This is a genomic window from Methyloversatilis sp., assembly GCF_030696805.1.
Lineage (GTDB): Bacteria > Pseudomonadota > Gammaproteobacteria > Burkholderiales > Rhodocyclaceae > Methyloversatilis.
Genome location: NZ_JAUYRO010000053.1, coordinates 71,218 through 93,891, shown reverse-complemented (window position 1 = coordinate 93,891; position 22,674 = coordinate 71,218). Strand labels below are relative to the sequence as shown.

The 22,674-nt window shown below is 65.8% G+C and carries 20 protein-coding genes; 12 read left to right on the top strand and 8 right to left on the bottom strand.

Annotated elements, in window-relative coordinates; all coding sequences use genetic code 11:
- Window positions 1-19: 19 nt before the first annotated feature.
- Window positions 20-997 carry an ABC transporter permease gene (locus Q8R75_RS09700; RefSeq protein WP_305615857.1) on the bottom strand — a complete coding sequence of 326 codons (978 nt, stop codon included), beginning with the start codon at window positions 995-997 and terminating at the stop codon, window positions 20-22.
- A 199-nt stretch (window positions 998-1,196) separates the two neighbouring features.
- Complete coding sequence (locus Q8R75_RS09695) at window positions 1,197-3,377, bottom strand: ABC transporter substrate-binding protein (protein ID WP_305615855.1); 2,181 nt, start codon at window positions 3,375-3,377, stop codon at window positions 1,197-1,199.
- 154 nt (window positions 3,378-3,531) lie between these two features.
- On the opposite strand from Q8R75_RS09695, the gene Q8R75_RS09690 reads away from it, so the two are divergent.
- From Q8R75_RS09690 to katG, 5 genes are all read left to right on the top strand, one after another.
- Window positions 3,532-4,434: a DUF6279 family lipoprotein gene (locus Q8R75_RS09690; protein WP_305615853.1), complete on the top strand. Its 903-nt coding sequence runs from the start codon at window positions 3,532-3,534 to the stop codon at window positions 4,432-4,434.
- Window positions 4,431-5,057 carry an LON peptidase substrate-binding domain-containing protein gene (locus Q8R75_RS09685; protein ID WP_305615851.1) on the top strand — a complete coding sequence of 209 codons (627 nt, stop codon included), beginning with the start codon at window positions 4,431-4,433 and terminating at the stop codon, window positions 5,055-5,057. Before Q8R75_RS09690 ends, Q8R75_RS09685 begins: the two co-directional genes overlap by 4 nt.
- A 152-nt stretch (window positions 5,058-5,209) precedes the next feature.
- The gene (locus Q8R75_RS09680; protein ID WP_305615849.1) at window positions 5,210-6,349 is read left to right on the top strand and encodes a rhomboid family intramembrane serine protease; all 1,140 of its coding nucleotides are present in this window, start codon (window positions 5,210-5,212) and stop codon (window positions 6,347-6,349) included.
- 10 nt (window positions 6,350-6,359) lie between these two features.
- A complete protein-coding gene (locus Q8R75_RS09675) occupies window positions 6,360-7,553 on the top strand; it encodes a DNA polymerase IV (protein ID WP_305615847.1) in 1,194 nt (397 codons plus the stop codon).
- A gap of 521 nt (window positions 7,554-8,074) precedes the next feature.
- Complete coding sequence (katG, locus tag Q8R75_RS09670) at window positions 8,075-10,246, top strand: catalase/peroxidase HPI (RefSeq protein ID WP_305615846.1); 2,172 nt, start codon at window positions 8,075-8,077, stop codon at window positions 10,244-10,246.
- 172 nt (window positions 10,247-10,418) lie between these two features.
- On the opposite strand, the gene Q8R75_RS09665 is transcribed toward katG, so the two are convergent.
- Both Q8R75_RS09665 and Q8R75_RS09660 read right to left on the bottom strand, forming a co-directional pair.
- Complete coding sequence (locus Q8R75_RS09665; RefSeq protein WP_305615844.1) at window positions 10,419-10,850, bottom strand: PACE efflux transporter; 432 nt, start codon at window positions 10,848-10,850, stop codon at window positions 10,419-10,421.
- A gap of 30 nt (window positions 10,851-10,880) precedes the next feature.
- Window positions 10,881-11,762 carry a LysR family transcriptional regulator gene (locus Q8R75_RS09660; protein ID WP_305615842.1) on the bottom strand — a complete coding sequence of 294 codons (882 nt, stop codon included), beginning with the start codon at window positions 11,760-11,762 and terminating at the stop codon, window positions 10,881-10,883.
- 89 nt (window positions 11,763-11,851) lie between these two features.
- Between Q8R75_RS09660 and Q8R75_RS09655 the strand changes: the two genes are divergently transcribed.
- Window positions 11,852-12,862: a sodium-dependent bicarbonate transport family permease gene (locus Q8R75_RS09655; protein WP_305615840.1), complete on the top strand. Its 1,011-nt coding sequence runs from the start codon at window positions 11,852-11,854 to the stop codon at window positions 12,860-12,862.
- Window positions 12,863-12,915: 53 nt separating this feature from the next.
- On the opposite strand, the gene Q8R75_RS09650 is transcribed toward Q8R75_RS09655, so the two are convergent.
- From Q8R75_RS09650 to Q8R75_RS09640, 3 genes are all read right to left on the bottom strand, one after another.
- Complete coding sequence (locus Q8R75_RS09650) at window positions 12,916-13,893, bottom strand: phosphodiester glycosidase family protein (RefSeq protein ID WP_305625978.1); 978 nt, start codon at window positions 13,891-13,893, stop codon at window positions 12,916-12,918.
- Between the two features lie 76 nt (window positions 13,894-13,969).
- Window positions 13,970-14,659 carry a PEP-CTERM sorting domain-containing protein gene (locus Q8R75_RS09645; protein ID WP_305614351.1) on the bottom strand — a complete coding sequence of 230 codons (690 nt, stop codon included), beginning with the start codon at window positions 14,657-14,659 and terminating at the stop codon, window positions 13,970-13,972.
- A 366-nt stretch (window positions 14,660-15,025) separates the two neighbouring features.
- On the bottom strand, window positions 15,026-15,583 hold the full coding sequence (locus Q8R75_RS09640) for a ribonuclease HI family protein (RefSeq protein ID WP_305663644.1): 558 nt from the start codon (window positions 15,581-15,583) through the stop codon (window positions 15,026-15,028).
- A 55-nt stretch (window positions 15,584-15,638) separates the two neighbouring features.
- On the opposite strand from Q8R75_RS09640, the gene fabI reads away from it, so the two are divergent.
- From fabI to Q8R75_RS09615, 5 genes are all read left to right on the top strand, one after another.
- Complete coding sequence (gene fabI / locus Q8R75_RS09635) at window positions 15,639-16,424, top strand: enoyl-ACP reductase FabI (protein WP_305614349.1); 786 nt, start codon at window positions 15,639-15,641, stop codon at window positions 16,422-16,424.
- Window positions 16,425-16,986: 562 nt separating this feature from the next.
- Complete coding sequence (locus tag Q8R75_RS09630) at window positions 16,987-17,610, top strand: LemA family protein (protein ID WP_305614348.1); 624 nt, start codon at window positions 16,987-16,989, stop codon at window positions 17,608-17,610.
- Between the two features lie 16 nt (window positions 17,611-17,626).
- Window positions 17,627-18,460 carry a TPM domain-containing protein gene (locus Q8R75_RS09625; RefSeq protein WP_305614354.1) on the top strand — a complete coding sequence of 278 codons (834 nt, stop codon included), beginning with the start codon at window positions 17,627-17,629 and terminating at the stop codon, window positions 18,458-18,460.
- Between the two features lie 49 nt (window positions 18,461-18,509).
- Window positions 18,510-19,007 (top strand): TPM domain-containing protein, encoded by a 498-nt coding sequence (locus Q8R75_RS09620; RefSeq protein ID WP_305614347.1) that lies wholly within the window; start codon window positions 18,510-18,512, stop codon window positions 19,005-19,007.
- A 127-nt stretch (window positions 19,008-19,134) separates the two neighbouring features.
- A complete protein-coding gene (locus Q8R75_RS09615; RefSeq protein ID WP_305614346.1) occupies window positions 19,135-21,012 on the top strand; it encodes an ABC transporter ATP-binding protein in 1,878 nt (625 codons plus the stop codon).
- A gap of 36 nt (window positions 21,013-21,048) precedes the next feature.
- Here the strand turns inward: Q8R75_RS09615 and Q8R75_RS09610 are convergent, their stop codons facing one another.
- Window positions 21,049-21,570: a hypothetical protein gene (locus tag Q8R75_RS09610; protein WP_305614345.1), complete on the bottom strand. Its 522-nt coding sequence runs from the start codon at window positions 21,568-21,570 to the stop codon at window positions 21,049-21,051.
- Between the two features lie 443 nt (window positions 21,571-22,013).
- Between Q8R75_RS09610 and Q8R75_RS09605 the strand changes: the two genes are divergently transcribed.
- Entirely contained in the window at window positions 22,014-22,646 is a 633-nt protein-coding gene (locus Q8R75_RS09605) for a class I SAM-dependent methyltransferase (protein ID WP_305614344.1), read from the top strand.
- Window positions 22,647-22,674 lie beyond the last annotated feature (28 nt).

Sequence of the window (22,674 nt, the reverse complement as noted above, 5' to 3'; positions counted from 1 at the left end):
TGCAGTGAACAGTGGGACATCAATTGAGCCTCACCCGCGGATCGACCAGCGTGTAGGAAATGTCGGTCAGCAGCAGACCGATGATGTAGAGCACCGAGCCGATGAACACCATCGAGCGCACCACGGCAAAGTCCTGCGAGCCGATGGCGTCGATGGTGTAGCTGCCCAGCCCCGGAATGCCGAAGAAACTTTCCAGCAACAGCGACCCCATGAACAGCAGCGGAATGACGACCACCACGCCGGTCAGGATGGGGATCATCGCGTTCTTCAGCACGTGCCGGAACAGCACGCGCAGTTCCGACAGGCCCTTGGCCCGGGCCGTGCGCACGTAGTCCTTGTTGATTTCTTCCAAAAACAGCGTGCGGTACCAGCGCGCCGACGCGCCGATGCCGCCGACCACGCTGATCAGCACCGGCAGGATGAGGAACTTGCCTGCGTCCAGCCCGCCGCTGTAGCCGGAGATGGGCACCAGATTCCACACCTTGCTGACCAGATACTGGCCGCCGATGATGTAGAACAGCCCGGAAATGGACATCGCCGCCACGCAAAGGACGACGCCGCCGACATCGAGCGCGGTGTTGCGGAAGAACACCAGCAGCAGCGCGAAACTGACGGTGACGAACAGCCCGAGGATGAAGGTCGGAATCGCGATGGCGAGGCTGGGACCCATGCGGCTCTTGATTTCGAGCGCGATGTCGCGGCCGTCGTCGGCGCGGCCGAAATCGAGCGCGAACATGCGCACCGACTTGTCGAACAGGATGGTGTCGGTCGCCTTCGCCACGCCCGGCGCGGCGGCATTCCACACCATCGGCTTGTCATAGCCGCGCTCGGCCTTCCACTTCTCAATCGCTTCCGGCGTCACCCGCTTCGCGCCCAGCTGCATGCGTGCGATGTCGTCGGGCGAATTGACGACGAAGAACAGCAGGAAGGTGATCAGGTTCACCCCGATCAGGATGGGAATGGCATAGAGCAGCCGGCGGATGATGTAGGCAATCATCGGGCAAGCCTCTCGCAGGCGCAGGCCCGGCCCGCGATGCAGAAGGCAGCTCCCGCAGCATCGTCGATCGCCGCGCTGTCGCCTGCAGGGCCGGCTCCTACGAGAGGCGTACCGAAAGCTGCGGGGTTTTCGTAGGAGCCTGCCCCGCAGGCGATCCCGGCGGACAATCCAGTGACACCAGCCCGGGTCAGCGACGTCCTCATGCCGCCGCCCCCACCGCCCGCGCCTGTTCCGAGCGCTTCCAGTGGCGCCAGGCGGGCCACACCAGTGCGAGCAGCAGCAGCGCACCCGCGAACAGCGGCCAGCGCACCGGGCGGTTCCATTCGGCGCGCTTTGCTTCGCGCAGCGCCGGGTCGATGCGGGTGTATTTCATCGTGTTGTTGGCCACCGTCGACGGTTTGCGGTTGAACACCCAGCTGTGTTCCAGGCCGTAACTTTTCGGATGGAAGCCCCACACCCAGGGCGCGTCGTGCTGCAGGATGGCCAGCATGCGGTCGAGGATGGCCTGCCGCTCCGGGCTGTTGTCCATCGCCTTCATTTTCTCGAACAGGTAGTCAAACTCGGCGTTTTCATAATTCGCCGCATTCTCGCCCTGCACCTTCACCTTCGACTGCGGGCCATAGAGCAGGAACAGGAAGTTTTCCGGGTCCGGATAGTCGGCGTTCCAGCCCCAGAAAAAGAGCTGGGCGGCGCCCTTGCGCACCTTTTCCTGGAAGCGGTTGTAATCGGTGCTGCGCACCACCAGTTGCACGCCGAGCTGATCGAACTGCTTGGTCAGCCAGTCGATGCGCGCCTTGCTGCCGAGGCCGGTGCCGGTGGTGTCGAGATTGACCACCAGTGCCTCGCCGGTCTTCGCGTCGCGACCGTTCGGCCAGCCCGCTTCGGCCAGCAGCCGCTTCGCATCGTCAATCGGTTTGCGCCGCGCCTCGTTCCCGACCCACGCATACATCTGAGGGTTCATGCCTTCGCGGCCGTCGCGGTAACCGAAAATGCCCGGCGGAAGCGGCGACTGCGCGGGCAGGCCGCGGCCGTTCTGGAAGATGGAAATGAACTCTTCCTGATCGAGTGCGATGCCGATGGCCTGACGCAGCTTTCTGCCGCGCTCTTCCATGCCGCCGACCACCGGGTCGAGCATGTTGAAGCCCATGTACATCGTGGACGTCGATACCGACGTCTGCAGCCGGATGCCCTGCGCCTGCATGCCGTCACTCAGACTGACCTCGCCGGTCTGACCGAACTGCACCGCCTGATCGAAGGAATCGGAACTGATGCCCGATGCGTCGTAATAGCCCTGCAGGAACTTGTTCCAGTACGGAATCTGTTCCTTCTCGCGCGTGAACACGATCTGTTCGACCAGCGGCAGGCGTTTGCCGCAGTCGGCCAGCAGGCCGGCAGCGCGGTCACCCTCCTCGCCTTCGCACGGATAGCTTTCTACGCGGAAATTCGGGTTGCGCGTCAGCACCATGCGTGCATTCGGATTGTTTTCGCTGAGCATGTAGGGGCCGGTGCCGATCGGGTACCAGTCCAGCGTGAGGTTGCGTTCCGCCATGCCGGGCTGGGCGTGGAACAGGTCGGCCTCCCACGGCACCGGCGCGAAGAAGGGCATGGCGAGCCAGTACAGGAACTGCGGGTACTTGCCCTTGAGACGGATGCGGTAGGTGTGGCGGTCGATCACCTCGACGCCCGGCAGCGCATGCTGGCGCAGGTCCAGCCAGGCGCCGGGCGGCAGTGTCTTCGCGGCGTCCTTCAGCGTGTCACCGAACTCCTTCAGGCCGACGATGTAGTCGCTCATCAGGCCGAAGATCGGCGAATGCAGGCCGGGGTGGGCCAGCCGCTTGATCTGGTAAGCGTAGTCGGCGGCTTCGAGTTCGCGCGAGCCGGTCTGTTCGAAGTCGTACAGCGTCAGCCGCGCGCCGGGGCCACCCGAGTGATAGAGATGATTGCCGGCTTCGTCGTGCGCCAGTGCCGGATGCGGCTGATAGCGGATGCCCGGCTTGATGCGGATGTCGTACACCGACTCGGCGATGTCGGTCGCCGGCGCATCGGCCGGCAATTCGCGCCCGCCGCGGTCGTAGAAGCGCGGCTGCGGCATCGCCTCGGCGGTGGCCGTGGTCAGTTCGAATGGTCGCTTGAGGTAGTGGTACTGCAGAGGCGCCTCATAGATCTGCGCCGTGAAGGTGATTTCGTTCTCGCTGTACGACTGCACCGGGTCGAGGTGCTTGGGCCGGTCGGTGAAGGCCGTGTAGAGAACGTTGCGACCGCTTTCCGCCGCCGGATACGGATTGTTCCAGACCTCGCCGCAGCCACTCAGCAGCACGGAGGCGAAGGACGCGGCCAGCAGTCGGCACAGGGAGCGGTGCAGCGGTCGCAGTCGGATCATGGGCGGATTGTAGGCGGCGAGGTCCGGTCTGTGAGCGGGCAGCCGGAAAAAGGTTTCCGGCTGCCCGCCTGACAGGCCCGACGGTTCACTCGGCGAACCGACGGTGCGACGATCGGTCTAGGATGAACATGATGTATCACCTCTGCGCCCACCGATGAACCGGCACCACCCCTTTGCGCGCTCCCTGAAAACGCTGCTGACCGCGTTCGCCGTTGCGCTTGCGCTTACCGGCTGCAGCTTTGTGCAGATGGGCTACAACCAGCTCGACCGCCTGATCGCCTGGCGGCTCGACGACTACCTGCCGATGTATTCTGAGCAGCGTGCGGTGGTCGAACCGGCGGTCACGCGACTCGTCGACTGGCACTGCGCAACCCAGCTTCCTGCATACTCGGCATGGCTGCGCACGGTCGATGCGGACATGCGCAGCGGCCTGAGCATGGCGCGCGCGAACGCGCACATCGACCAGGCCCTGGGGTTCGGCCACGACATCGCCCGCCGCGCGGCACGTGAAGTCGGGCCGCTGATGGTGGGCGCCACGCCGGCGCAGATCGAGACATTCAACAAGCGGATGAAAAAGAGCAACCGTGACTATGTTGAAGATTGGGTCGAACCACCGCCCGACGAACTGGTGCGCGAGCGCGCCAAGCGCATGAAGAAGCGCAGCGAGGCATGGCTGGGCAAACTCACGCCGGCGCAGCTGACGCTGATCGACGACTGGGCGCGCGACGTGCGCGGCAACGGCGAGGACGGCATGGAAAGCCGCCGTCGCTGGCAAACGGCACTGGCCGACGTGCTGGCGCGCCGCAATGCCGGACGCGACGCCGTGATCAGCGAACTCGAAACCCTTTTCGTGTCGCCCGGCAACCTCTTCACACCTGGCTACTCCGCCGCCTTCGACGCCAATCGTGCCCGCGCGGCTGAGGCGCTGTCGGCGCTGTCGGCCTCGCTCACTCCGGCTCAGCGCAAGCACCTGCAGCGCGAAGCCGCCTCGCTCGTCGGCGATATCGAACAGATCGTATGCCGCCGCAGCGAATCCAGCCTACAGGCCCGATCATGACGACTTCACTTTCTCCCGACGCCATACCGCTGTTTCCGCTCGGTGTCGTGCTGTTTCCCGACGGCATGCTGCCGCTGCGCATCTTCGAAGTGCGCTATCTGACGATGATCAAGCAGTGCCACAAGACCGGAAAGCCGTTCGGCGTGGTGGCGCTGACCCAGGGCCAGGACGTGCAGCGCCCCGGCCCGACGCCGGGCGAGCGCTTCCACGCCATCGGCACGCTGGCCGAAATCATCGACTACCAGACACCACAGCCCGGCCTGATCGAAATCGTCACCCGCGGCACCTCGCGCTTCAAGGTAATTGCCAGCGAACAGACCCCGCATGGTCTGTGGATGGCCGATATCGACATCCTGCCGGCCGACCCGCATGTCAAGGTGCCGTCGGATCTGGCCTATGTCGCGGCTAATCTGGTGCGCATGCTCGAAGTGTTCGAGTCGGCCGAAGTGTCGCCTATCCTCGAACCCCGCCGCTTCGACGCTGCGGGCTGGGTGGCCAACCGCTGGTGCGAGCTGCTGCCGGTGCCAGCCGAAGATCGCCAGCGCATGATGGAAATGACTGATCCGCTGCTCCGCCTTGAGCTGATCAGCGACCTGCTGGACATGACCGAATTCGGTCGCTGACGCCTGCGGCGAAGTCGAGAGGGTTCGGCAGTCGGTGCGCGTGCGTCCGCGACTTCCGGCCGGGTGGATCGCAAACGGATACACGTTGTTGAGCGTCGCCGCCGCAGTGCAGTGCTACGCTCGACCCACTCCCGCATGACGCACTGCCGCTTGTGACACCCTCCCCCCTGCCCCTGCTCGACCAGCTTATCCGGCGGCGCCGGCGCATTCCGGTCACGCTGACACTGGTCGCACTTAATGTCGGCGTGTTTGCACTGATGCTGCTGTACGGCGCCGGTCTGTGGCATTCGTCGAGCGACGTGCAGTTCGCGTGGGGTGCCAATTTCGGCCCGGCCACCAAGGATGGTGAATGGTGGCGGCTGGGCAGCGCGTTGTTCCTGCACTTCGGGCTGTTCCATCTGGGCATGAACATGCTGTCGCTGTGGGACGGCGGCCGACTGGTCGAACGAATGTTCGGTCCTGCGCGCTTCATCACGATCTATCTGGTGAGCGGTCTGGCCGGCAATCTTCTGTCTCTGATTTCGCAGGGCGACCGGGCGGTGTCGGGCGGCGCATCGGGCGCCATCTTCGGTGTGTATGGCGCCTTGCTGAGCTTTCTGTGGCAGCAGCGCGACACGCTTGACCCGCGCGAATTCACCCGCCTGTTCTGGGGTGCCAGCCTGTTCGCGGCCATCACCATCTTTCTCGGCTTCCAGATCCCCGGCATCGACAACGGCGCGCACATCGGCGGCTTCATTGCCGGCCTGCTGGCCGGTGCCGCACTGGCGCAACCGCTGAGCGACAGCGCAAAACCGCTGCTCGGCCGCTATCGCACGCATACGGCCTCGGCCGGACAATGGCTGGCCGGCTTCACGCTGGCGACCGCACTCGTGCTGATGGTCATCGGCATCCCGTCGCCGCGCTACCGCTGGAGCGAAGAAGTCATGGCGCGCGGCGAAATCCGTGAATTCATCGGCGAGGACAAGCGCATCGCCGACCGCTGGACGCAGCTGATCGGTGATGCGCAGTCGTCCGGCGCGTCGTTCGACGAACTGGCCGGGCGCATCGAATCCGAGGTGGCCGACGCCTACCAGCAGCGTTTCGACGAACTGACCGACCTGCGCCTGAGCCCGGAAGCACCGTCGGCGCCGACACTGGAAAGCCTGCGCCGCTATGCCGAACGGCGGCTCGACGCCTCGCGTGCGCTGGTCGACGGCCTTCGCGCGCACGACATCGAGCGCGTGCGCGACGCGCTGGAACAAGCCAGCCAGCCGCCCCCGCAGGTCGCGCCGCGAAGCGCCAAGCCGAACTGATCCGACCGCCATGCCCCGCCGCTGGATCGCCCACCTCGACATGGACGCATTTTTCGCGTCGGTCGAACTGCTGCGCTACCCCGAGCTGCGCGGCCTGCCCATGGTGGTGGGTGGCGGCGCACGGCATCAGCCCGAACTGCAGACCGACGGCACGCGCCGGTTCGCACGGCTGCGCGACTACGCCGGCCGCGGCGTCGCCACCACCGCCACCTATGAGGCGCGCGCCTTCGGCGTGCATTCGGGCATCGGGCTGATGAAAGCCGCCGCACTCGCGCCGGATACCGTGCTGCTGCCGGTCGATTTCGACGCCTATCGACACAATTCGCGGCTGTTCAAGGCGGCCGTAGCCGAGCATGCCCCGTTGATCGAAGACCGTGGCATCGACGAAATCTACATGGACCTGACCGATCTTCCGGGTGCACAGGACGCTGTCGGCGACGACCCGCACGGCGGTGTGCGCGCCATCGCGCTGCGCATCCAGCAGGCCGTGCTGGCGGCAACAGGGCTCAGCTGTTCGATCGGCGTCACGCCGAACAAGCTGCTGTCCAAGCTGGCGTCCGATCTGCACAAGCCACGCGGCATCACGCTGCTGACCGCAGCCGACATCCCTTCGGTCATCTGGCCGCTGCCGGCCAAACGCATCAATGGCATCGGCCCCAAGGCCAGTGCGAAGCTCGAAGCGCTGGGCATCCGCAGCATCGGCGAACTGGCCGCGGCCGAACCGCACTGGCTGATCGAACTGTTCGGCCAGAGCTACGGCCGCTGGCTGACCGACGCGGCGCACGGCCGCGACGACCGGCCGCTGGTGACCGAGCGCGAAGCAAAATCGCTCAGCCGCGAAACCACCTTCGAGCGCGACCTGCATGCGCGCCACGACCGTGCCGAACTGGGCGTGATCTTCACCCGTCTGTGCGAGCGCCTTGCGGAAGACCTGCAGCGCAAGGGCTATGTCGCGAAATCCATCGGAGCGAAAATGCGGCTCGATGATTTCAGCATCCGGACACGCGAAATCACGCTGCCTGCGTACCTGTGCGATGCACAGGGCATCCGCCACCATGCCGCCCTGTGCGTCAAGCGCATGCCGCTCGACCGGCGCTTCCGCCTGCTCGGTGTGCGCGCCGGCCACCTGATGCGTGCCGACGCACTGCCCGCGCCCGGCACTGCGCCGGAAAAGGAAGAAGGGCAGCTCGTACTGCCCTTCTGAACTTGCGACGCGTGAAGTCGAGCCGGCGCAATTGAAAGCGGCGAGGAATACTTGAGGGGCCCCTGTGGGAGCGGCGTACCCGCCGCGATCAGTGCCGCGATGGTCGCAGTACACAGTGACTATCGCGGCGAGGACGCCGCTCCCACAAGGAACGCCGCTCACACAGAAACCTCGCTGCTCGCCGCCCGCAGCGGTGGCAGACCGTTCAAGGCATGAAGTTTGATTGACCGCTCGTCCGCCGGCATCTTGCATTGATTGTTGAAGCCCTTCTAAAGAAAATAGCGATCGTCATTCGAAGGGCATCGACGAGAATTGTGCGGCGGCACAACCTCGTCTAGCTCGAATGCGCTGCACGTTGCGGGCGACAACCGACTTATGCATGCCATGCAAGAACTTTCTGGCGCAGTTCTTGATCTGTGCTGATTGATCTAGATCGACGATCGCCCGAGACGTTGATTCGGGTTGTGTGCAAGACCTCAGCCGGAGCGAAGGTGCAGGGGTCACTACCAAAGGAGAGCACGATGAATGCACGAGACGAGTCCGCCGGCAAATGTCCGGTCATGCACGGCGGCGCCACGACGAGCGACATTTCGGTGACCGGGTGGTGGCCCAAGTCGCTGAACCTCGACATCCTGCACCAGCACGACCGCAAGACGAATCCGATGGGCGAATCATTCAACTATCGGGACGAGGTCAAGAAACTCGATTTCGAAGCGCTCAAGAAGGATGTCACCGCGCTGATGACCGACAGCCAGGATTGGTGGCCCGCTGACTGGGGTCACTACGGCGGCTTGATGATCCGCCTGGCCTGGCATGCGGCCGGCACCTATCGCACCGCCGACGGACGCGGCGGTGGCGGCACCGGCAACCAGCGATTCGCCCCGCTCAACTCCTGGCCCGACAACGGCAACCTCGACAAGGCACGCCGCCTGTTGTGGCCGATCAAGAAAAAGTACGGCAGCAAGCTGTCATGGGCTGATCTGATGCTTTACGCCGGCACCGTGGCGTACGAATCGATGGGCCTGAAAACCTTCGGTTTCGGCTTCGGCCGCGCCGACATCTGGCACCCGGAGAAGGACATCTACTGGGGCTCGGAAAAAGAGTGGCTGGCCCCCAGCGACAACCCGAACAGCCGCTATTCCGGTCAGCGAGAACTTGACAACCCACTGGCGGCCGTGACCATGGGCCTGATCTACGTGAATCCGGAAGGCGTCGACGGCCAGCCCGACCCGATCAAGACGGCGCACGACGTGCGCATCACCTTCGCCCGCATGGCGATGGACGACGAGGAAACCTGCGCACTGACCGCCGGCGGTCACACCGTCGGCAAGGCGCATGGCAATGGCGATGCGTCTGTGCTCGGCCCGAGCCCGGAAGGCGCGCCGATCGAGGAACAGGGCTTCGGCTGGATGAACCACACGTCGCGCGGTGTCGGCAGCAACGCAGTCACCAGCGGACTGGAAGGCGCCTGGACCACCCACCCGACGAAGTGGGACAACGGCTATTTCAAGCTGCTGCTCGGCTACGACTGGGAACTCAGGAAAAGCCCGGCCGGCGCATGGCAGTGGGAACCGGTCAACATCCGCGAGGAAGACAAGCCGGTTGATTCGGAAAATCCTGCCATCCGCCGCAACCCCATCATGACCGACGCCGACATGGCGATGAAGATGGACCCGGCGTACCGGAAGATTTCCGAGCGCTTCCACGCCGACCCGGCCTACTTCTCGGAAGTGTTCGCGCGCGCCTGGTTCAAGCTCACCCACCGCGACATGGGCGCGAAGGCCCGCTACATCGGGCCCGAGGTGCCGCAGGAAGACCTGATATGGCAAGACCCGGTGCCCGTCGGCCGCATCGGCTACGACATCGCTGCCGTAAAGGCCCGGATCGCTGCGAGCGGCCTGTCTGTCGGTGACATGGTGGCCACGGCGTGGGACAGCGCGCGCACCTTTCGCGGCTCGGACCTGCGCGGCGGCGCCAACGGCGCGCGCATCCGGCTCGCACCGCAGAAGGATTGGGAAGGCAACGAACCGGCCCGCCTCGCTCGCGTGCTCGGCGTGCTCCAACCCATCGCGTCTGACGCCAGCGCCAGTCTGGCCGACGTGATCGTGCTGGCCGGCAATGTCGGCCTCGAACAGGCCATCAAGGCGGCCGGCTTCGGCATCCCGGTTCCGTTCGCGCCGGGTCGCGGCGACGCGACCCAGGCGCAGACCGACGTCGAATCCTTCGACGTGCTCGAACCGGTGGCGGACGGCTTCCGCAACTGGCAAAAGCGCGACTACGTGGTCACTGCCGAGGAATTGCTGCTCGACCGCGCCCAGCTCATGGGCCTCACGGCACCGGAAATGACCGTGCTGATCGGCGGCATGCGGGTGCTCGGCACCAACCACGGCGGCACCATGCACGGCGTATTCACCGACCGCGTCGGCGCGCTGACGAACGACTTCTTCGTGAATCTCACCGACATGGCCTACATGTGGAAGCCGGCCGGCAGCAACCTTTACGAAATCCGCGACCGCAAGTCCGGCGAGGTGAAATGGACCGCCACCCGGGTCGACCTGGTGTTCGGCTCCAACTCCATCCTGCGCGCCTGCGCCGAGGTGTACGCGCAGGACGACAGCAAGGGGAAGTTCGTGCACGACTTCGTCGCCGCCTGGACCAAGGTGATGAACGCCGACCGCTTCGATCTGGCCTGAAGCCGGCAGCAAGGCCCTGTGGGAGCAGCGGCCTTGCCGCGATCGTGCAGCGATGGCAACAGTGCAACGTGCCGATCGCGGCGGGGTGCCCGCTCCCACAGATGCCGCTCCCACCCAGGCCGTCACCGCATCACAGGGGCGCCAGCACAGGGCTGCCCCCGTAGAAACCCTCCTAACGATGCGGCGGCTTGACCGCAGGCGGCGGAAACACCCGGTCGTACGCCCAGTTGTAGAAGAACGCATACAACACATAAAACACGATCAGCCCGAGATCGACGATCAGCGCGTCGAGCAGGCTGACCGACAGCCACCAGGCGATCAGCGGCAATGTCATCACCAGCAGGCCGAGTTCGAAGCCGAGCGCGTGCCAGACGCGCTCGGCCCAGGTCTTTTCGAGCCGGCCGAGATGGCGGGCCATCAAGGCATCCACCGCCTTGTTGTAGGCGAAGTTCCAGCTGGTGGCGATCAGCGACAGACCGAGGGTCAGCGGACCGGCCTCAAGCACCTGCAGGTCGAACACCCGTACGGTGAGCGGGATGCACAGCGCAAGGCCGATCACTTCAAAGGCGATGGCGTGGCGCAGTCGATCGCGGGTGGTTCTCAATTGGCGTCTTCCCGTTGCCCGACTACCGGATCACGTGGCCAGCAGATGCGCCTTGAACGCGCGCGCCAGCGGCGACAGCTTCTTGCCGCCCGGATGCACGATGTGCCAGTTCGACAGCACCGGAAACCCCTCGACGTCGATCACGCTCACGCCATGTTCGCCGTCCAGGCCGTGCAGCACGTGGCGCGACAGCACGGCGATGCCCAGGCCGCCGGCGACCGCTTCCTTGATCGCCTCGTTGCTGCCCAGTTCGAGCCGGATGTCGGGCCGGAAGCGGTGGCTGCGAAAATGCTGGTCCGCCACCATGCGGGTGCCGGAGCCGCGCTCGCGAAGTATGAAGCGGTGGCTGCGCAGCGCGTCCAGTGGCACCGACGAACGGCTGACGAGCGCATCGTCGGCAGGCGCCACGACGACGATGGGATTGGTCATGAAGATATCGTCGCTCAGATCCATGTCGGCCGGCGGCATCGACATGATGTAGAGGTCGTCCATGTTTTCCCGCAGGCGCTGCACCACGCCGTCGCGGTTGAGCACTTCGAGCGACACGTCGATCGCCGGATGCCGTGCGCAGAAGCTGCCCAACAGGCGCGGCATGAAGTACTGCGCAGTGCTCACTACCGCCACCCTGAGCTGTCCCCGGGTAAGACCGCGGACGCCGTCGGCTTCCTGCTCGAAGGCGTCCCAGGACTGCGCGATGGCGCGCGCGGTCTTGGCAAGTTCCTGACCGATGTCGGTCAGATACACCTTCTTCGCCACCACTTCGTAAAGCGGCAGCCCCACGGATTCGCTCATGTCCTTCAACTGCATGGACGCAGTGGGCTGGGTCACATGGAGTGCGCGCGCCGCACCACTCACGCTGCCGGTTTCGGCCAGCGCGAGAAAGAGCCGCAACTGCCTGAAGGTGATGTTCATAGGGTTTTATCTATGTTGCAAGACACAAAAATCGATTTTACTCGATGACTTGCACACCCTAGCATCCGGGTCGAAAGGAGATTGCCCCCATGCACACACTGCTCGACCCCGCCATCCTGTTCTTCGTGTTCGGCATTCTGGCCGGCGCGCTGCGCTCCAACCTCGACATCCCGGAGCCGATCAAGAAATTCCTGTCTCTTTACCTGCTGATGGCACTCGGCCTGAAGGGCGGCTACGCCCTGGCGCAGTCCGGCATGAATCCGGGCGTGGCGGCCGGCCTCGCGGCTGCAGTCTTCATGGCCTTTCTGGTGCCGGGGATCGGCTACCTGCTGCTGCGCCGGGTGGGGTCGCGCTTCGACGCGGCGGCGGTGGCGGCCTCGTACGGCTCGGTCAGCGCGGTCACCTTCGTCACCGCCACGCAGTATCTGGACAACGCCGGCACCGACTTCGGCGGCCACATGACCGCAGCCATGGTGTTGATGGAATCGCCCGCCATCATCATGGCGGTGCTGCTGGCAAACGCAGCACGAAAGGCGGCAACCGCCCCCGCGGTCGTCGCTTCGGGCGGCGGCGCGCTCACGATGACTGCCGGCCCGGTTGCAACGGGCACGCCGATCGGCCGCATTCTTCACGAATCATTTACCGACGGCGCGCAGTTGCTGCTGATCGGCGCGATGGTTATCGGCTACTTCAGCGGCGAAGCCGGCAAGGCGGTGATGCAGCCCTTCGCCGGCGACCTGTTCAAGGGCATGCTGGCCTTCTTTCTGCTCGACATGGGCCTGATGGTGGCGCGCAATTTCGGTGTGGCGCGCAAAGCCTCCAGCTGGCTGCTGGTCTACGCCACCGTGGCTCCGGTCGTGCATGCCTCCATTGCCCTGGCGCTCGCTGCCGCGCTGGGCATGGGCGCAGGCGACGCCACCCTGCTCATGGTGCTGTCGGCCAGTGCGTCCTACATCGTGGTGCCGGCCGTGCTGCGCACCGCGATACCGGAAGCCAACCCTGCGCTGTACTTCGGTCTCAGCCTGGGCGTGACCTTCCCGCTCAACCTGATGGTCGGCATACCGGCGTATGCGGCGGTCGCGGCACGGGTGGTGGGCTGACGTCGCGCGCCGCCCACCGTTCATTCATGGGCAGGCAGCCGCGCGGACAACGCTCAGACCCGGCGGCGGGAGGCGGCCAGCAGCACGAGCAGGCCGAACATCATCAGTGCCCAGGCCGAAGGCTCGGGCACTGCGGGCAGCGGCGCCGCGTACAGGCCGAAGTTGCTGGCGTTGTAGCGCTCCACGCCGCCGCTCAGGCGGTTCAGCACAACGGCGCCGCCGTTCTCGTCGGCGCGGGCCATGGTGGTCGAGCCGCCACCATCCAGGTTGAGGCCGTGCGATGCCCCGATCAGCATCAGCCACTCTGCTGTCTCGTACAGCGTTGCACCATCGCTGTAGCCGGGCTGGCGCCCGTCAATGGTGAGCAGATAGAGATAGCGCGCATCGGACGACAGACCGACCGCGGTGCGCGGATTGGTGTCGAAGAAGGCGTTCTGCGGCGCTTCGGCTACCATGATCTGGCCGTTGCTGAGCAGGATGGGTCCGCCCGACACCGCCGTGTAGAGCGAACTGACGTCGGCGCCCGGCGCAAAATACTGGATCAGCGCCTCGTTGCCCGCAGTAATGCCGAGCGAGTACGGGTTTCCGCCCGGCGGAATGGCGTTGTAGTCGGACGGCGACACCACGTTGCCATTGCTGATCGCCAGCCCGAGCACATCCTTCGGATCGGGCGAGGCCGCGCAGCAGGGGCTGAAGAAATTGGCGTTGATCGCCACCTGCAGGTCGTAGGTTTCCAGGAAGCTGCTGGTGGTCTGCGCGTTGGTGTCGCCAATGACGCTGCCGTTGCCCGGCGTCGAGAAGAAGCGGATGTCCGGATCGCTCAGATTGATGCGCATCGCGTTGATGGCGTGGCTGCGCGGGCTGCTGCTGGTCGGGCTGGTGACGCCGGTGGCGTAGCCGGTGGTGTAGTAGACGCCCTTGAACAGCGAGGTCCAGGAGTCGAGCGTGGCATTGTCGAGCGCGTGCGCCGGCACCGACAGCACGAGCGCGAGCAACGGAAGGGCGCGCGCGAACGCGAGGACGGATTTCATTGTGGATGCTCCTGGGATGAGCCGTCAGCCGGCCTTCCGGCCGGCGACGGGAGAATGCAAGTAGGCAGAGATACGATCAGGCACGGCTGCGGCGGGCGGCGAAGCCAAGCAGCGCAAGACCCGAGACCAGAAGCAGCGCAGCCGAGGGCTCCGGAACGGGGGCTGCGACCACGGACAGCGTCACGTTGTCGAAGCCCATCCAGCGACCTTCCGTACCCCCTGCAAGACGCGACAGGCGAACCGCGATGCTGCCGTCTTCCAGACCGGTCGCCGTGTAGCTCACGCTGGCGTGTTCGGCGGCGCCGTCACCAAAGTGACCCTGCCAGACAGCCGTGTCCTGGTAGGCGGCGAGCCGGGTGAACTGGCCACCATCGTCCAGCACACCGATCTCGATCACGTAGGGCGCGCTGCGGCCAGCGGCCCGATAGGTCGTCATGAATCCGATGTCGGCCTCGAGCGTATAGACCGAGTCGACCACGAAGTCGATTCCGGTGGCGTGCTGCATCGTGTAGGCGGAGGCCGCGGAACTCAGGTGTATGAGCGCCGCATTGCCGATCACGACCGAGTCACGAAAGGCGCGCGCATCGCCGGCGACGGCCGTCCATGCGTAGGCGCCGGAACTGAGCGGGATGGATCCGCCGAATACCGACACGTCCTCGAACGTGCTGGAGGTGGCCGCGCCATCAAGCGGCGGAAGGTCGTCGGCTGCGGAAGCCATCGCCGGCATGAAGGTAGCGGCGAGTACGACGAGGGACATGCGAACCATTGGGGCGCTCCTGGAAAAAGTGGGGGGCGGTGATTCACCGCCCAGGAAGCCCCAATCTAGTCAACCCAGGTTGCATGTCGTCTAGGCCCGCCCCGCCCAGACATCCGCCATTCAGACTACGCGGACTATCTTGTCTCATGAGCCGCTGCCCGGTCCGGGCACCGCAGCCTCGGTCCGGATATTGCAGATCGCAGGCGGCAAACATGACTTGATCATGGACAGGAAGGCGTGGGAACAGGTCAACGCATCTTGCGTAACCGTGAGGGCGCCAGCCAGCCGCCCTACCCATATCACGCGGGCGTGGACCGGCACGCGGCAGTGGGTGCGAGCAGGAAAAGCGCGGCGCCGAGCGGAAACTGCCAGGCGTCAGCGCCTGCGGCGGCGACCCGGCACCGGCGCCGGCTTGTCCGGCAGGCCGAGCGCGGCGCGCGACAGGCGGTCGGCGTCGCGATTGCGATGGCGCGGCACCCATTCCAGGCTGACCGATTCGAAGCCGGTGAGCAGCGCTTCGGTGCGCACGACCAGTTCGAGCAGCGGTGCGATGGCAGTGCGCTGTTCGCCGCGCAGGTGGCGGACGACAAAGTCGCTGTCGCCGCGTATACATATATGGCGGGCGCCGAGGCTGCCGGCGTGTTCGAGCGCGCTGCAAAGTGCGATCAGCTCGGCTTCGTTGCTGCAGCCGGTGCGCCCTGCCTGGCTCGAAAGCTCGATGCGCGCGCCCTGGGGCGATAGCAGTAGCGCACCCAGTCCGATGCGGCCCGGATTGGGCAGTGCGCAGCCATCGAACCAGATCTGCCACATCGACGAGGGCAGAGGTTCGGGCGCACGTTCAGGCAAGATTTCGGGCAAGAGAGGGACAGACGTCGGCACCGGCAGATGGTGCCACGCGGCGCGCGCGTACGGGCGAAGCGAAGCGCGCGCCATCCCCTATAATCCGCCCTCCCCCAACCGGCGCGATGCCGGACCTCTGGAGACGTACATGGGCTTTCTCGCCGGCAAGAAAATACTGATCACCGGACTGTTGTCCAATCGCTCGATCGCCTATGGCATCGCCCAGGCCTGTCACCGGGAAGGCGCGGAGCTGGCGTTTACCTTCCAGAACGAGCGCTTCACCGATCGCGTCACCAAGATGGCAGGGGATTTCGGCTCGTCGATGGTGTTCGCGTGCGATGTGGCGGACGACGCGCAGATCGCTGCACTGTTCGAACAATTGGGCTCGAAGTGGGACGGGCTGGACGGCCTGGTGCACTCGATCGCCTTCGCCCCCGGCGAGGCGCTCGACGGCGACTTTCTCGACGGCCTGTCGCGCGAAGCCTTCCGCATTGCGCATGAAGTCAGCGCCTACAGCTTCCCGGCGCTGTGCAAGGCGGCGCGCCCGATGATGCAGGGGCGCAATGGCTCCGTGCTGACTCTGTCCTACCTCGGCGCCGTGCGCGCACTGCCCAATTACAACGTGATGGGTCTGGCCAAGGCCAGCCTGGAAGCGTCGGTGCGCTACCTTGCCGCCAGCCTCGGCCCGCAGGGCATCCGCGCCAACGCCGTGTCGGCCGGTCCGATCAAGACGCTGGCCGCCTCGGGCATCGGCAACTTCGGCAAGCTGCTGGCCTACAACGAAAAAAATGCACCTCTGCGCCGCAACGTGACCATCCAGGAAGTGGGCAATGTCGCCGCCTTCCTGCTGTCGGATCTCGCCAGCGGCGTGACCGGCGAAATCACCTATGTAGACGGCGGTTTCAGCCAGACGGCGCTGAGCGCGGTCGACTGAGTCGGCGCCCCCGCGCCAGTTCGCTGAACCTCTGCCCTTGCGTGATCGACGCACGTATCGCGGGCGGGGTCCGCTCCGAAGAGCAACATCGTCGCGGTATCCGCAGGAGCCGTTCCACGGTCGGCGAGCTGTGCTCGCCGCCCCCCCCCCCGCTCCGCCCCCACTGGCGATTCCGGTCTCCGAAATGCAGCATCGCGTGATCGACGTGCCAATCGCGGACGGGGTCCGCTCCTACGAAGGGCAAACATCGCTGTTTTTCGTAGGAGCCCTCCACGGCCGGCCCTGCATGGCCGGCCGGCTCTGCGGGCGGCGAGCAATGCTCGCCGAAACCCCCGCGCCGCCCCTGCAGGCGATTCCGGTCTCCGAAAATGCGGCATCGCGTGATCAGCGTCCGTATCGCGGACAGGGTCCGTTCCTGCCGTTTGCGGTTGTTTGTCGGACCGGCCCCTGTCCGCGATCACCCTCACAACCGAGGCGCCGTCACATCCAGCCTGTATCCTGCTTGCATCCGGGGCACTCGCCCCCAACTACCGTCATGTTCAAACGGTTCCGGAGGCAGGCTATGCGCAAGTTGTGGATGTCACTGTTGGCTCTTCTCACCGTCACGCTGCTGTCGGGCTGCGGTTACAACACGCTGCAGTCGGGCGACGAGCAGGTGAAGGCGGCGTGGTCGGAGGTGCTGAACCAGTATCAGCGCCGTGCCGATCTCATTCCGAATCTGGTCAATACGGTCAAGGGTTTCGCCGAACAGGAGAAAGACATCCTGATCCGCGTGACCGAAGCGCGCGCCAGGGTGGGGGCCATCCAGGCCACGCCGGAGCTGATCAACGATCCGCAGGCATTCGCGAAGTTCCAGGCCGCACAGGGCGAAATGGGCAGCGCGCTGTCGCGCCTGCTGGTGGTCGCCGAAAACTATCCCCAGCTCAAGTCGGATGCCAACTTCCGCGACCTGCAGGCGCAGCTCGAAGGCACGGAAAACCGCATCACCGTGGCGCGCAACCGCTACATCAAATCGGTGCAGGACTACAACGTGACGGTACGCTCCTTCCCGAGCAACCTGACGGCGATGGTGTTCGGGCATGACGTCAAGCCGAACTTCACGGTCGAGAACGAGGCCGAGATTGCCCGCCCGCCGACGGTGGATTTCGGCAGCCAGCCGGCGAAACCGGCCGGCGCCACGCAGTGAGCCGAAAGTGAATCCGATGCCGGGCCTGCGCGCCGCGTGCGGCGCACTGTTGCTGCTCGCCACGCTGGCCTTCGCGCAGCTGGCGGTGCCGCCGCTGAGCGCGCGCGTCACCGACCAGACCGGCACGCTGAGCCCGGCCACCACGGCCGCGCTCGAACAGTCGCTGGCGGCCTTCGAGACGCGCAAGGGCAGCCAGATCGCGGTGCTCATCGTGCCGACGACCGCGCCCGAAACCGTCGAGCAGTACGCACTGCGCGTCGCCGAAAGCTGGAAGCTCGGTCGCCAGGGCGTGGATGATGGCGCGCTGCTGCTGGTGGCCAAGGACGACCGCGCGCTGCGCATCGAGGTCGGTTACGGGCTGGAAGGCGCGCTGACCGACATCACGGCCAAGCGCATCATTGCCGAAATCATCACGCCGCGCTTTCGCGAAGGCGACTTCGACGGCGGCGTGCGTGCCGGCGTCGAACGCATGGTGTCGGTGATCGACGGCGAGCCATTGCCTGCGGTATCCCCGAAATCTGGTCAATCGGCCGGCGACATCGAAGGCTACGTTCCGGTGCTGTTCGTCATTGCACTGGCGATGGGCGGCATCCTGCGCTCCGTGCTGGGCCGACTGCCCGGCGCGCTGGTGACCGGCGGCGCGGTGGGCTTCGTCGCCTGGCTGATGGTGGGTGCGCTGGGCATCGCCATTGCCGCCGCCATCATCGCGCTGCTGGTCACGCTGTTTGGCGGCGGCGGGCGCGGTATCGGCGGCATGGGCGGCGGGCGCGGTGGCGGCTTCGGAGGGGGCGGCGGCTTCGGTGGCGGGGGCGGCGGCTTTGGCGGCGGTGGCGCGTCGGGTCGATGGTGAGCGATCCCATGAATGAGCGGACGAACGAGCAGGTGATCGGAGTGAGGCCATGACCGTGCTGCGCATGCTCAAACATGCCTTCCATCTGCCCTGGCAGATGCACCGAGCGTTTCCGGCTGCCACGCTGCGCGACATCGAACAGGCGATCGCAGCCAGTGAAACGCGCCATGCGGGCGAACTGCGTTTCGTGGTCGAGGGCGCGCAGCAACCGCTTGCGGTGTGGCGCGGCCAGACCGCACGCGAGCGCGCGATCGAGGTGTTTTCGTTGCTGCGCATCTGGGACACCGCTCAGAACAACGGTGTGCTGATCTATCTTCAGATGGCCGATCACGACATCGAAATCGTCGCAGATCGCGGCATTCGCGCCCGCGTAGGCGACGCCGAATGGGCGGCGCTGTGCGGGCAGCTCGAAACGCGCTTTGCGCGCGGCGAGTTCCGCGACGGCGCACTGGAATGCGTCGAAGCGGTCACGCAGGCGCTGGCCCGTCACTTCCCGCCCGACGGCCACCCGCACAACGAGTTGCCAGACCGCGTGGTGCTGCTGTAGCGGCGCTGCGCACGGCGCAACCAACCCGTCGATCCGTTGCCCAAGCGCGGGCTGTCATGACCGGCCGGGTAAAATCCGTTGACCGGGCCAGCGCGACGCACCCCTGCAGCCCCTCTCGGAGAATGTCTTGCTGAGCTATTTCGAACGACGGGTCGATCCGTATCCGGACGGCACGCCCCCTTCGCCACCCAAAGGCCTGTTCGCCTTCCTGTGGAGCGGCACCGAAGGCATGCGTGGCCTCATCCTGCTGATGACCGCATGTACCGCGCTGATCGGCGTGTTTGAAGCCATGCTGTTCGCCATGCTGGGCAACATCGTCGACTGGCTGGGCAAGGTCGAGCCGGCACAGTTGTGGACGCAGGAGCGCACCCACCTGCTGATGCTGGGCGGCATCCTGCTGGCCAGCCCGCTGCTGATCGCGTTGCAGACGCTGATCAAGCACCAGTCGCTGGCCGGCAACTTCCCGATGCGTCTGCGCTGGAACTTCCACCGCCACATGCTCGACCAGAGCATGAGCTTCTACCAGGATGAATTCGCCGGCCGCATCGCAGCCAAGGTGATGCAGACCGCGCTGGCCGTGCGCGACACCTGGATGATCGTGGCCGACATCCTGGTGTTCGTCATCATCTACTTCGTCACCATGGTGGCGTTGGTCGGCAGTTTCGACCTGTGGCTGCTGCTGCCCTTCGCCGGCTGGCTGTCGCTGTACGTGGCGGCCATGGTCTATTTCGTGCCGCGCCTGGGCAAGGTTGCACAGTCGCAGGCGGACGCGCGCTCGCTGATGACCGGGCGCATCACCGACGCCTATACCAATATCGCGACCGTGAAGCTGTTTTCGCACTCGGCGCGCGAGGCATTGTTCGCGCGCGACGCGATGCGTGAATTCATGGTGCCGGTGTACGCGCAGAGCCGGCTTGTCACCGGTTTCGAAATCGTCAATCACATTCTGAGCATGGGGCTGATCGCCAGCACCGCCGGTACCACCCTGTGGCTGTGGATGCAGGGCGAGATCGGCGTCGGCGCGGTGGCGGCGGCCACGGCAATGGCCCTGCGCCTGAACGGCATTTCGCATTGGGTGATGTGGGAACTGGCGTCGCTGTTCGAGCAGATCGGTACCGTGCGCGACGGCATCAATACGCTGTCGCGACCGCGCGTGGTCAATGACCGGCCCGACGCGCAGCCGCTGCGGGTGACGCGCGGCGACATCCGCTTCGAGCACGTCGATTTCGACTACGGCAACGGTCACGGCACCGGCGAGCGCGTGATCGACGACCTGTCGCTGCACATCCGGCCGGGCGAAAAGATCGGCCTGGTAGGTCGCTCGGGCGCCGGCAAGTCGACGCTGATCAACCTGCTGCTGCGCTTTCACGACGTCGAGGGCGGTCGCATCCTGATCGACGGTCAGGACGTGTCGCTCGGCACCCAGGACAGCCTGCGTGCGCAGATCGGCATGGTCACGCAGGACACCTCGCTGCTGCACCGCTCGGTGCGCGACAACATCATGTACGGCCGGCCCGACGCCGACGATGCCGACATGATCGCCGCTGCCGAGCGCGCAGAAGCCGACGAATTCATCGCCGAACTGGTGGATCCGAAGGGCCGGCGCGGCTATGACGCCCACGTCGGCGAGCGCGGCGTGAAGTTGTCAGGCGGACAGCGCCAGCGGGTGGCGATCGCCCGCGTCATGCTGAAGGACGCGCCCATCCTGTTGCTCGATGAGGCGACCAGCGCGCTTGATTCGGAGGTCGAGTCGGCCATACAGGCCAGCCTGTACCGGCTGATGACCGGCAAGACCGTGGTCGCCATCGCGCATCGGTTATCGACCATCGCCGCGATGGACCGGCTGATCGTGCTCGATCGCGGCCGCATCGTCGAAGAGGGCGACCACGCGGCGCTGCTGGCCCGCGGCGGGCTTTACGCACGACTGTGGGCGCATCAGAGCGGCGGGTTCCTCGGCGAGGACGTCGACGAGCCGGCCGAAGCAGCCACCGCCGCGGTCGCCTGACCGGGCGGGGACACTCGCCGGTGCGGGCTTGAGGCGTCAGCCGGCCGAGCGGCGGTCGGGAAAATCGATGAGCACGCTGTTGCGACGGCGATCGACCACCGGCTCGGCAGTTGCTTCATTCATCGGTTGCAATCCGATCAGACTGGCCATGCCGGCGCGCGCAAGATCGAGCGCCGCCACGTAGTCGCGCGCCAGGCGCAGGATGCGTGCGCTGTTTGGCGCGCCGAGCGGGCGGCGCACCACCGAGCGCGGGGCCGCATCGGCATCGTCAACCGGCGTGCGCCGCTCGCGCATTTCGCCACGCGCGACGTCGGTCACCTCGCTCTGCATGCGGAACAGCCGCTCGCGCAGCGACACGAGCGAGGTCGTGAGGCGGACCACGGTGGCCATCGTCGGGGGTTCGTTCGCGGCATCCGGACCGGCCGCGCGCGATGCATTCGATGTGCTGCGCAATCTCGTGGCGCGCGTTTCCCAGACGCAGACATCCCACTCGCTGTCGACATTGCCGCCGGCCGCCTGCCAGGCTGCGACCACATCGAGTTCGCGTTCCCAGGGCATGCCGAATCCGGCTTTTTCCGCCTGCAGCACGTCAAGGGGCGGGACAAATTCCGCTGCGATGTCCTCCCTGGCGCCTGCCCCGACCCTCACTTCGTTTCCGGTTGTCAGACAAGGGTCAGGATCGGGGGTTTTTCCTGCACGTTTCATTACGGTCTCCTCCATCGGTAGTCGACGCTTCATCCGCTGCGGCGGCGGCCGCACCAGCGAAGCTTTTTATGGTTCGCCGCTTGCAGGGCGCGGGCCTCGGACGCCGCCCGGGTTTCATCGGCTGCCGGCCGGTTATCTGAATGTTGTCGGAAGACCGGGCGGCAGGGCCTGCAATCGGCACACAATACGCATCGGCTGCGGAACAGCGCGCACCCTTTAAGCGTAGAGGTTTTCGCGCAGGTTTCCCGCTGCACTGCAGCGACGTCACCCCGACCCCACCCATGGAAGCGCACCCCATGTCAGATCCAGCCGACGATGCAGAGCTGATAGCCCGTTCCACGCTGGGCCACTACGATCGCCATGCCGATGATTATTGGCAAGGTACGCGCGACCACGACGTGAGCCAGAACATCTCCGCGCTGCTGTCCTTCATCGAAATCGAGCCGCCATTCGAGCTGCTCGATTTCGGCTGCGGCCCCGGCCGCGACCTGAAGACGCTGAAGGACATGGGCCACCGCCCGACCGGCCTCGAAGGCGCCGCGCGCCCTGCCGCCATGGCGCGCGAGTTCAGCGGCTGCACGGTGCTGGAACAGAACTTCCTCGATCTCGACCTTCCCCCGGCGCGTTTCGACGGCGTGTTCGCCAATGCCTCGCTGTTCCATGTGCCGGCGCGTCTGCTACCTGAGGTGCTGGGCAAGCTGTTCGCTGCCCTCAAGCCCGGCGGCGTGCTGTTCAGTTCAAATCCCCGCGGCAACGGACAGGAGGGGTGGAATGGCGAACGCTACGGCAGCTACCACGACCTCGGCGGCTGGCGCCGCTACATGACCGGCGCAGGTTTCGTCGAGCTGACCCACTACTACCGCCCGTTCGGCCTGCCGCGCGAACAGCAGACCTGGCTGGCCAGCGCGTGGCGCCGTCCAGCCAGTTGAGCGGGCCGCACGGCGGTGCAGCGGCGGC